An 11,375-nucleotide genomic window follows, 5' to 3' on the forward strand; every position below is an offset into this window, starting at 1 on the left:
CCCGCCGACCCCGGCCCCGGACCCCGCCCGGGTCCGGGTGTCGCGGGGGGTGGGGGCGGCCCACCCGCCGGCCGCGGACCGGCGGCGCCGGGCGCCCCGCGGCGGTCACGGTCGGCTGGGCGCCACCGCCTGCGACGGCACGGCCCACCGGTTCCCGCGACTGTCGCGGTCGGCGGAGCGCCACCGTCTGCGACCGTTTCCGCCTCCCGTGCTCCGCGCGCCGCCGCGTACCCCCGCACCCGGTGAGCTGCCTCGACTCCCGTGGCCGCCGCCGTCGCGGACGCCGGAGGCGTACCCACTTGACGTGATCGGGTGCGGACGGCGACGCTGGGACGGTCTTGAGAGCGCTCCCAGTCGCGGAGCGTTCTGAGAGCGCTCTCAGAAGCCGGCTGACGCCGGTGACCGCGACGACGAACCTCCTGGAAGGACCTCCGTGGCCACCTCAGCACCCATCACAGGCCAGGCCCCCGACCCCACGCGGGCGATCAGCTTCCCGCCGGGCTTCCTCTGGGGGACGGCGACCGCCTCGTACCAGATCGAGGGCGCCGCGCGGGAGGACGGCCGTACGGCGTCCATCTGGGACGTCTACTCCCACACCCCGGGCCGGGTCCTGAACGGCGACACCGGCGACGTGGCCGACGACCACTACCACCGGTGGCGCGAGGACCTCGGCATCCTGGCGGACCTCGGTGTCGGCGCGTACCGCTTCTCCGTGGCGTGGCCGAGGGTGCAGCCCACGGGCAGCGGCCCGGCCAACGCCAAGGGGATCGACTTCTACAGCAGGCTCGTCGACGGGCTGCTGGAGAAGGGCATCCAGCCGGTCGCCACGCTCTACCACTGGGACCTGCCGCAGGAACTGGAGGACGCGGGCGGCTGGCCCGTGCGCGAGACCGCGTACCGCTTCGCGGAGTACGCGGGCATCGTCGCGGACGCGCTCGGCGACCGCGTCCGTACCTGGACCACCCTCAACGAGCCCTGGTGCAGCGCCTTCCTGGGCTACGGCTCCGGCGTGCACGCGCCCGGCAGGACCGACGCGGCCGACTCGCTGCGGGCCGCCCACCACCTCAACCTGGCCCACGGTCTCGCCGTGCGGGAGCTGCGCGGCCGGCTGCCCCAGGAGGCGCAGGTGTCGGTGACGCTGAACCTGCACCAGGTCAGGCCGGTCGGTGACAGTCCGCAGGACGTGGACGCCGCTCGCCGTATCGACGGCACCGCGAACCGCGTGTTCCTCGGGCCGCTGCTCGACGGCGCCTACCCCGACGATGTGCTCGCCGACACCGCACACCTGACGGACTGGTCGTTCGTCAAGGACGGTGACACCGAGATCATCCGCCAGCCCCTCGACTTCCTGGGGGTGAACTACTACTCGCCGACCCTCGTCTCCTACAACAAGGACGGTGCCGAGCAGGGCTCCGACGGCCACGGCGCGAGTGCGCACAGCCCCTGGCCCGCCGGCGACGGTGTGGTGTTCCATCAGGCCCCCGGCCCGAAGACCGCGATGGGCTGGGGCATCGACCCCACCGGCCTGTACGACCTGCTGGTGCGGGTCGGCCGCGAGTACCCGGACCTGCCCGTCGTCATCACCGAGAACGGAGCCGCGTTCGACGACCGGATCGGCGCGGACGGCCTCGTGGACGATCCGGAGCGCATCGCGTATCTGCGCGGACACCTGTCCGAGGTGCACCGGGCCCTGGCGTCGGGCGTCGACGTGCGCGGGTACTTCCTGTGGTCGCTGCTCGACAACTTCGAGTGGGGGTACGGCTACAGCAAGCGGTTCGGTGCGGTGTACGTGGACTACGAGACGCAGCGGCGCGTGCCGAAGGCCAGTGCCCGCTGGTACGCGCAGGTCGCGAAGACCGGCACGCTGCCCGAAGCGGGGGATTCTCCGTCCTGACGGCCATCGGCGGGCGGGTGTCAGGACCTGGCGCCCTCCCACCGGGCGTCCGGCCCGGGCGACCGGGGCACGGTGGCAGGACGGGGCGGCGGGCCCGGCGGGCGCGAGCGCGACGCGGTGTTCCGTCCGGAGCTGTGCGACGCGTTCCGCCGGATGCCACGTCAGGTGCGGGCGGCCTTCACCACAATGGGCCCGATGCCCGATGCCCGATGCCCGATGCCCGATGCCCGATGCGTGACGCCCGATTCCGGATGTCCGGGAGTCCGTTGGTGCTTCCGTATTCGTACCTTCTCGGGCTTCTCCGGCGTCGCGGGTGATATCCGGATGTCGGCTTCTTCGTCCCCAACTGGCAGTGGCCGAAAGGTGTCTGAAGCGTGCAGATGTGTACCGCGCTGACCTGCGGCTTGACTTGAACATGCGATTCCTTTGGCATTCCTTTGGTCTACGCGTGTTCCCCCTGAGAACACTTGATCGCCAGAGTGAGGGTCTGCGTGTGGCCTGCACGTCTCACTACGCCACACGCGTTCACTCGCAACGCAGGGGGTTTTATGAGATCCAGCCGACCGCGCCTGCGCACCGGCATGGCCGTGGCAGCGACACTGTCCATGGTGACCGGCGCTCTCGCACTCGGCGTTCAGGCGGCCGGTGCCGACACCGGCCCGACCGGACGCGCCATGCTGCACGGCACGAAGCCGATGTGGGCCACCGCGAAGGCCGACAAGGGCAGCACCGCGGCGTCCAACAAGGTTTCCGCACGCGTGTACCTGGCGGGGCGGGACGCCGCGGGTCTGGCCGCGTACGCGAAGGAGGTCTCCGACCCGTCCTCCGCGAACTACGGCAAGTACCTGACCGCGAAGCAGGTCAAGGCACGCTTCGGAGCCACGCCACAGCAGATATCCGAGGTCACCGCGTGGCTGACCTCCGCCGGCCTGAAGGTCACCGGCACCTCCAGCCACTACGTCTCGGTCTCCGGTGACGCGCAGGCGGTGGAGAAGGCGTTCTCCACCAAGCTGCACAACTACACCAAGAGCGGTAAGACGTACCACGCGCCCGACACAACGGCGTCGGTCCCGGCGTCGCTCAAGGGTGCCGTCCTGACCGTCACCGGCCTGGACAACGCCCCGAAGGCCGCGCAGCACGACGACGCGCTGCCGCCGCCGGACGCGGCGTTCCTGAACGCGGGCCCGCTCTCGGCCTACTACGGCCAGAAGGTCGACAAGAAGCTGCCGAACGCCTACGGCTCGAAGGCTCCTTACACGATCAAGGGCTACACCGGCAAGCAGCTCCGCGCCGCCTACGGTGCGGGGAAGTACACCGGCAAGGGTGTGACGGTCGCGATCACCGACGCCTACGCGTCGCCGACCATCGCGAAGGACGCGAGCACGTACGCCAAGCGCAACGGCGACAAGAAGTACAAGGCCGGCCAGTTCTCGCAGGTGGTGCCGAACGACTTCACGATCGACGACACCAACTGCCCGGACCCCGCGGGCTGGTACGGCGAGGAGTCGCTCGACGTCGAGTCGGTGCACGCGGTCGCGCCGGACGCCGACATCACCTACGTCGGTGCGAAGTCCTGCATGGACGACGACCTGCTCGACTCGCTCAGCAAGGTCGTCGACAACCACCTTGCCGACATCGTGTCCAACTCGTGGGGCGACATCGAGGCCGACCAGACCCCGGCGTCGCAGGCTGCCTACGACCAGGTGTTCCAGCAGGGCGCCGTCGAGGGCATCGGCTTCTACTTCTCCACGGGCGACGACGGCGACTTCAAGGCGGCGACCGGCACCAAGCAGGTCGACACGCCGGCCAACTCGTCGTGGGTCACCGCGGTCGGCGGTACCTCGCTCGCGGTCGGCAAGAAGAACAACTACGAGTGGGAGACAGGCTGGGGCACCCTCCAGTCGTCGCTCTCGGCCAACGGCAAGACCTGGGCCGGGTTCCCCGGCGCCTTCACCTCCGGCGCCGGTGGCGGCACCAGCACCACGGTGGCGCAGCCGTACTACCAGAAGGGTGTCGTACCCGGCTCGCTCTCCAAGGCGAACGGCACGACGGACCCGATGCGTACCCTGCCCGACATCTCCGCGGTGGCCGACCCCAACACCGGCTTCCTGATCGGCATGACGCAGACCCAGGCGAACGGTAAGCAGGCGTACAGCGAGTACCGTCTCGGCGGCACCTCGCTGGCCTCGCCGGTCATCGCCGGTATCCAGGCCCTGGCGCAGCAGGCCCGGCACGGTGTGCCGATCGGCTTCGCCAACCCGGGCATCTACCAGCGGTACGGCACGCCGGCGTTCCACGATGTCACGGACCACCCGCTGGGTGCCGGCCAGGGCATCGCGGTCGTGCGGAACGACTACACGGACACGCAGGACCCGACCAGCCCGGTCAAGACGACGATCCGCACCCTCGGCCACGACAGCTCGCTGTCGGCGACCGTCGGCTACGACGACGTGACCGGTGTGGGGACTCCCGCGGGCGACTACGTGTCGTCGTACAAGACGCGCTGACCCGGCGTCACCCCGCTCCGTGGCGTCGCGGCGCCACGGAGCACCCGCACCCTCGCACAGCACGACAGCACGACAGCACGACAGCACGACAGCACGACAGCACGACGGCCCCTGTGCGGCCTCCTGGCGGAGTCTCTTCCGCCAGGGGCCCACAGGGGCCGTCGTGTCGGTGTCGGCCCGCGTGCGCCCGGGGCCGCCGCCTGCGACGCTTCCCGCGCGCGTGCCGGACGTCAGTGGAACTGCGGAATGATCAGATAGAGCCCGTACGCCACCGCCGCGAGGCAGGCGAGGAAGCACAGCCCCGCGACGAACACCGGCAGCGGCGCCACCGAGGCGGAGCCCGGCGCGCCCTCTCCGTCCGTCTCCGCCGCCCCGGCGAGGGGTTCGCCGTCCGGCCCCGGGCCCGACAACACCCGTACGCCCAGCGCGAAGAGGACCACGACGGCCACCGTGGCCCCGATGCTGACGCCCGCGACCTCGCCGAGCGCGCTCCAGTCGATACTCATGTGCGGTCTCCTTCCGCCGGATCAGACGCCGGCAGCCTGAGCCCGTACGGGCACGGCGTGGTCCTCGTTGACATTGCCGGACGTCACCGGGTTGCGCCGGGACATGTAGACGATGAAGCCGGACACCGCGGCGGCCACCAGAGCGATGACGATCGTGCCCGCCGTCCCGCCGTGCACCACCACACCGGCCGCGACCGCCCCGACCGACGCGGCGGCGGGGAGCGTGATGCACCAGGCGGCGGCCATCCGCCCCGCGACGCCCCAGCGCACCTCGGCCAGCCTGCGGCCCAGACCCGCGCCGAGAATGCCGCCCGAGCACACCTGCGTCGTCGACAGCGCGAAACCGAGGTGCGCCGACGTCAGGATCACCGTCGTGGACGCGGCCTCGGCGGCGAAGCCCTGCGGCGACTTGATGTCGGTGAGGCCCTTGCCCATCGTCCTGATGATCCGCCAGCCGCCGATGTACGTACCGAGGCCGATGGCGAGTCCCGCGCAGGTGATGACCCACACCGGCGGCCCCGCGTCAGGTCCGAGCGCGCCCGCCGAGATCAGGGTCAGCGTGATCACACCCATGGTCTTCTGCGCGTCGTTGGTGCCATGGGCGAGCGAGACCAGCGACGCCGAGGCGATCTGCCCGATCCGGAACCCGCGGTCCACCGCGCCCGACGCGCCGCGCCGGGTGATCCGGTACGCGAGGTACGTGGCGAACATCGCGCCGAGACCCGCGACGAGCGGCGACGCGAGCGCCGGGATGATGATCTTCTGCACGACCTGGCCGAAGTGGACGCCGTGCTGTCCCGCGCCCACCCACACGGCGCCGATCAGGCCGCCGAAGAGCGCGTGCGAGGAACTCGACGGCAGTCCGAGCAGCCAGGTGGCCAGATTCCAGATGATGGCACCTATCAGTCCGGCGAAGATCATGCCCGGGGTGACCAGGCTGTCCTCCACGATGCCGCCGGAGATGGTGCGGGCGACCTCCGTCGAGACGAAGGCGCCGACGAGATTGAGGACACCGCTGATGAGGACCGCCACCTTGGGGCGCAGGGCCCCGGTGGCGATGGATGCCGCCATCGCGTTGGCGGTGTCATGGAAACCGTTGGTGAAGTCGAAGGCGAGAGCCGTGACGATCACTGCTGCCACAAGAAAGGTGATGTGGTCCATTCGCCTCATGAAAGCGCGGCTGTGCGTACCCGGGGCAACGTCGACGTGAAGACACCAGGTGCCTTCTTCGCCTCAGTGGTGTACGACGCGCCGCGCGCCGTCCGCACACGCGCCGGGTCCCGCCCGACCGGACCCGGCGCCCCGCACCGGCCGGCCGAGCCCGCGATGCCCCCCGGCCCGTGGTCGTCGGGCGGACGGGATCTCCTCCTGCCGCACACGCCCAACCCCGGCCCCGCGAGGCCGAGTACGGCCGCCGGACAGGGAGCGCTCGGGCGGGCCGACCAGGGTCGTCAACGCGGCGGCGAGGGGACAGCCGGGTGGGGAGAAGGTGCCGCGGAGGGGCGGACCCGGCACGGGGCCGCCCCTCGGATCAGGCAGGGGGCCGCCCCTCGGATCAGGCAGGGGGCCGCGCTTAGGATCAGGCGCGCTCGCGGTACAGGCCCCGGCCCGCACGGTCGGCACGGGACGTCGCGACCAGACGGTCGAGTGTGCTGCGCACGGCGTTGATGTCACCGGGGCTCCCGTCACGGCCGAGGACCTTGGCCACGTCACGCGCCCGCACCGTGCCGCCCTTCGCGTCGGCGAGGATGTCGAGCACCTGCCGGGTCAGGCCGTTGGCCTGCTCCTTGTCGTCCGCCTTGGCAGCGGACTTGGCCTCGGACTTCTTCACCGCGGACGGCTTGGCGGCGGAGGACTTCGCGTTGCGCGCGGGCTTCTTGGCCGGGCCGGTCTTCTTGGCGGCGGCCTTCTTCGCGCCGGAGCGGCGCGGCGCCGGCACCGAGGCGACCGGCTCGGCGACGGGCTCCGCGACAGCGGCGACCGCCTCCTGGACCTCCTGCGACGCCTCCAGCACGTGCGGCACACCGGACAGCGTCTGGAGAGCCGTCAGGGCCGAACGCACCGATTCGAGCCGCTCGGTGACCGCGGCGAGCTCCTTCTCCAGAGACTGCTGGTGTGCCTCCAGACGCGGAAGTTCCGCCTTGAGGAGAGTGGTTGTCGCCTCGACACTGCTTGGAGAGGCGGGTGCGGATGTCATTGGTGTCCCTTTCCGTCAGGAGCCACCGGCCGTTGTTCCCGTCGGTGGCCTGTGCCAACAAGCCTAGGCGCTCAACGGCGCCACGTGGGCGGCAGGTGATCGTCCGGCGTCACACGCATGCACAACGACTCGGGTCCGACACCGGTTCCTGCACACGGCTAACGCATCGACCACCACCGTACACACCCTCCCTGACGTGCATGAACGCGCCCTTGCGCCGAAGCGCTCCGCTCGCGTCGCCGTGCCCGGCGGCAGATCCGGCGGCCTCCGCACCGAGCGTGTGACCAAAAGCGTAGAACGTGCACGGCAGTTGACGCTCTCTTTCCGGCGTCCCCGCCCACCGTCCCGCTGACCGGTGTACCGTTCAGGCCCCGCGCGCCACTACCGTCACGCAGCGCGGGCTCCCATCAGGCCGTCTGCCGAACGACTCGGCGGGCACCAGCTCCACGCTGAACCCGGCGTCCGCCAACTCCCGCAGCGCGTCACCCAGCCCGAACGTCCGGTAGTACATGACGAACGGCGGCCGCCACACCGCGTTGCGCACCCGCATCGCGGCGTCGAATCCCCACATCGCCCAGTACGGCAGCGACCCCACCGGTGATGGCGCGGGAAGCGGGAACGCGAACACGCCGCCCGGCCGCAGCGCCGCGCGCACACCCGCGAAGACCGCGGGCCGCTCCTCGGGCAGGAAGTGCCCGAACGCGCCGAAACTCGTGGCGAGGTCGAATCCCCCGTCGAACGGAAGTGCCCGCGCGTCCGCCCGTACCCACTCCACCGCGGGCGGCCCCTCGCCCTCTCCGCTCGCGAACGCCCTGTGCGCCTCGGCGAGCATCCCGGGGCTGAAGTCGAAGCCGGTCACCCCCTCCTCGCACACCCGACGCAGGGCCCGGACCCCGGCCCCGGTGCCGCAGCACACGTCGAGGCCCCTGCGGAACGGGCCGAGCGGCTCCACCGCGGACACCACCGCGTCGAGGAAGGGCTCCGGTGTACGGAACGGTGTCGCGTCGAACTTCGGTGCCAGCAGGTCGTATCCGTGCTCCACGGACGACAGCGCCTGTACGGCCAGTTCGGTGAGGGAGGGCCCACGGTCGGAGAACATCACCCCTCAGCGTAGGCGCATCCCGCGAGAGCCCGGGGCACCGGATCGTCCGCTCGCCGCGGCCGACCGACCTCCACACCGACACGCTCCCCGGCCCCGGCCCGGCGACCCACCGCGGACCACGGTGGGTCGCCGGGCCGGCCGTGCGCGTGATCACCGGCCGGACGGGACGAAACGGACCGTCCGGCCGCCCCGGCCGCGAGCCGGGCCCGCAGCCGCACGGGGACCGGCTGCGGCCGGACGGGTGGACCGGGCGCCGGGTACCGCGCGCGAGCGACTATCGTTGGTGGACATGTCCGCCCCTGAGATCGTCCGCATCGTGTCCCGCGACTCGCCCATGGCTCTGGCCCAGGTCGAGCGCGTCCGCGCCGAACTGGGCGCGGCCCACCCCGGCATCGTCACCGAGGTCGTCCCGGTGAAGACCACCGGCGACAAGTGGCTCGGAGACCTCTCCAAGGTCGAGGGCAAGGGCGCGTTCACCAAGGAGGTCGACGCGGCGCTCCTCGCCGGCGAGGCCGACCTCGCCGTGCACTGCGTCAAGGACATCCCCGCCGACCGGCCGCTGCCCGCGGGCACCACCTTCGCGGCGTTCCTCAAGCGGGACGACGTGCGCGACGCGCTGATCCACCCCGGCGGGCTGACCCTGGACGAGCTGCCCGACGGCACCAGGATCGGCACGTCGTCCGTGCGCCGGGTCGCCCAGCTCGCCGCGTCCCACCCGCACCTGGAGTGCGTGCCGCTGCGCGGCAACGCCAACCGCCGCCTCGACAAGCTCGCCGCGGGCGAGGTCGACGCGCTGCTGCTCGCCGCCGCCGGGCTCACCCGCATCGGCCGCGAGGACGTCATCACGGAGATCTTGTCGACGGACACCATGTGCCCGCCGATCGGCGCCGGTGTGCTGGCGCTCCAGTGCCGCGAGGGCGACGCCGCCGTCATCGACGCGGTCAGCGGCCTCGGCGACCCGGACACCTATCGCGAGACCACCGCGGAGCGGATGTTCCTGCACGTCCTCCAGGGCCACTGCAACTCGCCCATCGCGGGGTTCGCGAAGGCCCACAGGGGCGGCGACCTGTCGCTGCGCGCCTGCGTGTTCACGCCGGACGGCAAGACCGTCCTCAACGCCCACGAGTGGGCGGGCCCGCTCGACCCTGCGACACTCGGCACCTCGGTCGCGGTCAGCCTGCTCCGCCAGGGCGCGCGCGACCTCATCGACGGCATCGCGCACTGACCCCTCGCCGCGCCGCCGCACGGCCGCGCGGCGCGTAGATCGCACGGGGCGGCCGCCGTACGCCGCGGGGGAGCGGGGCCCGTCACACGTCCGCCCCGCCTCCTGACGTACGTGGCCCAGTCCTGAAGCCCCGGCGCGCCTTACCGGCCGTTCCGGGGCTTTTGCCGGTAGGCCGGCGGTCCTCCGGCCCGCGACAACGCGACCGACGGCCCCTCGACCGGCAGCCCCTCGACCGGTGGCTCCTCGGCCGGTCCGCGCGCGACCCGCACTGCTGCTGCCGTCGCCCCTCAGACCGCCATCCCCTCAGACCGCCGCTTCTTCGGCGCCGTCGCCCCTCCGGCCGGTGATCCTTCGAGCGGAGGCCAGGCGTCCGCCATCCGGAGGTGGCACCGCCGTTCCCCCCGGGTCATCGGGGACTGAGATCGTCCACGGATGCTCGCCCTGAACGTGGACCTCGATCCGGGCCGGTGCCGCACTCTCGGGTTCGTGGGCTCGCTCGCGCTGACGGCGGGCGGCCTCACGGCCGGCGCCCTGCCCGTGCGCGACGCCCTCCCGCCCTCCTCGGGCCGCTTCGCCCTCGGCGTGCTGACCGTGTACTTCGGGCTCGTGCTGCTGGTGGCCGCCTGGTGGTGGCTCGGCACCGCGCTGCGCGGGCCGCGCCCGCCCACCCCACGCGATCTGGTCCTCACCCTGGCCGTGTGGTCCGCCCCGCTGCTGTGCGCGCCACCGCTGTTCAGCAGGGACGTCTACAGCTACCTCGCACAGGGCGCCATGGTCGACGCGGGGATCGACGTCTACCACCACGGGCCCGCCGACCTGGGAGGACCGTCGGCCGCCGGGGTGGCACCGGTGTGGGCACACACACCCGCGCCGTACGGGCCGGTGTTCCTCGCCGTGGCGGGCCGGGTCGCCCGGACTGCCGGGCCGCACGTGGCGGCGGGCGTCCTCGGCATGCGCGGTGTGGCGCTGCTCGGTGTGGGCCTGCTGGTCGCCCTGCTGCCCGTCATCGCCAGGCACTGCGGCGTCGAACCGGCAGGTGCCCTGTGGCTGGGCGCCCTCAACCCGCTGGTCCTGCTGCACCTCGTCTCCGGTGCCCACAACGACGCCCTGATGCTCGGCCTGCTCGGGGCCGGGCTGGTGGCGGCGCTCGCCCGCAGGCCGGCCGCCGCCACCGTGCTCGTCACACTCGCCGGCCTCGTCAAGGCGCCCGCGCTGCTGGGCCTCGGGGCCGTCGCGGCGCTGTGGGCGCCCGGGCTCACGGGCAGGGCACGCACCGTCAGGGCCGTCGCCATGACCGCGGTGCTCGCGCTCGCCACGACGGCTCTCGCGACCGCCCTCGCCCGTACCGGATACGGCTGGCTGGGCAGCCTCGCTACGCCCGTCTCGTCCGGCAACTGGTCGCTGACCAGCGGCCTCGGCCGGATCACCGCCGCCGCCCTCGCGCCTTTGCCCGGCGGCGAGGGCCTCGCGCGGCTCTCCATACCGCTGTGGCGCGGGCTCGGACTCGCGGGCACCGCCGCGCTCGCTCTGGCGGCGTGGCTGCGCCGCGACCGGCTCGGGGCCGTGCACGCCCTGGCGCTGAGCCTGCTGGCGGTCTTCCTGCTGGGCCCGGCGCTGCGGCCCTGGTACGCGCTGTGGGGCCTCGTGCTGGTCGGTGCCTCGGCCCCGGCCGGGCGGCTGCGAACCGGTGCGGCGGCGCTCGGCGGTGCCCTCGCGTTCGTGCTCATGCCGGACGGACTCCCGCCGGGCGGCCTGCAATTGGCCCTGGCCGTCTGCGGCGGTGTGCTCGCGGTCCTGGCCCTGTGGTGGATGCTTCTGCTCGCCCCCGCCGCGTCGTCCGTGGCGACCTCACGTCCGAGGACGGCTCTGTGAACGACGGCCCGGCCCACACCCGTTCGACCCGCGCCGGTACGAACCGCCCCCCGTCCCGGGCCTCTTCACCCC

At 72.6% G+C, this 11,375-nt stretch carries 8 protein-coding genes; 4 read left to right on the plus strand and 4 right to left on the minus strand.

Annotation, left to right across the window (positions count from 1 at the left end; genetic code table 11):
- The first annotated feature begins 433 nt into the window (after positions 1–433).
- Both LCE31_RS03210 and LCE31_RS03215 read left to right on the plus strand, forming a co-directional pair.
- Positions 434–1,894 carry a GH1 family beta-glucosidase gene (locus LCE31_RS03210; protein ID WP_225012402.1) on the plus strand — a complete coding sequence of 487 codons (1,461 nt, stop codon included), beginning with the start codon at positions 434–436 and terminating at the stop codon, positions 1,892–1,894.
- A gap of 548 nt (positions 1,895–2,442) precedes the next feature.
- Entirely contained in the window at positions 2,443–4,401 is a 1,959-nt protein-coding gene (locus LCE31_RS03215; protein ID WP_225012403.1) for a S53 family peptidase, read from the plus strand.
- 230 nt (positions 4,402–4,631) lie between these two features.
- On the opposite strand, the gene LCE31_RS03220 is transcribed toward LCE31_RS03215, so the two are convergent.
- From LCE31_RS03220 to LCE31_RS03235, 4 genes are all read right to left on the minus strand, one after another.
- Positions 4,632–4,907, minus strand: coding sequence for a hypothetical protein (locus LCE31_RS03220; protein WP_225012404.1), 276 nt, complete (start codon positions 4,905–4,907; stop codon positions 4,632–4,634).
- 21 nt (positions 4,908–4,928) lie between these two features.
- Positions 4,929–6,068 carry an inorganic phosphate transporter gene (locus LCE31_RS03225; protein WP_225012405.1) on the minus strand — a complete coding sequence of 380 codons (1,140 nt, stop codon included), beginning with the start codon at positions 6,066–6,068 and terminating at the stop codon, positions 4,929–4,931.
- A gap of 418 nt (positions 6,069–6,486) precedes the next feature.
- On the minus strand, positions 6,487–7,104 hold the full coding sequence (locus LCE31_RS03230) for a hypothetical protein (protein ID WP_225012406.1): 618 nt from the start codon (positions 7,102–7,104) through the stop codon (positions 6,487–6,489).
- A 364-nt stretch (positions 7,105–7,468) separates the two neighbouring features.
- Positions 7,469–8,203, minus strand: a complete 735-nt coding sequence (locus LCE31_RS03235; protein ID WP_225012407.1) for a class I SAM-dependent methyltransferase — start codon at positions 8,201–8,203, stop codon at positions 7,469–7,471.
- Between the two features lie 286 nt (positions 8,204–8,489).
- Between LCE31_RS03235 and hemC the strand changes: the two genes are divergently transcribed.
- Together hemC and mptB are read left to right on the plus strand one after the other, a co-directional pair.
- A complete protein-coding gene (gene hemC / locus LCE31_RS03240; protein WP_225012408.1) occupies positions 8,490–9,431 on the plus strand; it encodes a hydroxymethylbilane synthase in 942 nt (313 codons plus the stop codon).
- Positions 9,432–9,863: 432 nt separating this feature from the next.
- The gene (gene mptB / locus LCE31_RS03245; RefSeq protein WP_225012409.1) at positions 9,864–11,303 is read left to right on the plus strand and encodes a polyprenol phosphomannose-dependent alpha 1,6 mannosyltransferase MptB; all 1,440 of its coding nucleotides are present in this window, start codon (positions 9,864–9,866) and stop codon (positions 11,301–11,303) included.
- Positions 11,304–11,375 lie beyond the last annotated feature (72 nt).

It is taken from the genome of Streptomyces sp. 8L (assembly GCF_020176795.1).
Classification (GTDB): domain Bacteria; phylum Actinomycetota; class Actinomycetes; order Streptomycetales; family Streptomycetaceae; genus Streptomyces.

What these genes read in the sequence shown, in the direction of transcription:
- mptB (WP_225012409.1), top strand. Translation starts at nt 9,864, where the DNA reads ATGCTCGCCCTGAACGTGGACCTCGATCCGGGCCGGTGCCGCACTCTC.
- LCE31_RS03215 (WP_225012403.1), top strand. Translation starts at nt 2,443, where the DNA reads ATGAGATCCAGCCGACCGCGCCTGCGCACCGGCATGGCCGTGGCAGCG.
- LCE31_RS03235 (WP_225012407.1), bottom strand. Translation starts at nt 8,203, where the DNA reads ATGTTCTCCGACCGTGGGCCCTCCCTCACCGAACTGGCCGTACAGGCG.
- LCE31_RS03220 (WP_225012404.1), bottom strand. Translation starts at nt 4,907, where the DNA reads ATGAGTATCGACTGGAGCGCGCTCGGCGAGGTCGCGGGCGTCAGCATC.
- LCE31_RS03230 (WP_225012406.1), bottom strand. Translation starts at nt 7,104, where the DNA reads ATGACATCCGCACCCGCCTCTCCAAGCAGTGTCGAGGCGACAACCACT.
- LCE31_RS03225 (WP_225012405.1), bottom strand. Translation starts at nt 6,068, where the DNA reads ATGGACCACATCACCTTTCTTGTGGCAGCAGTGATCGTCACGGCTCTC.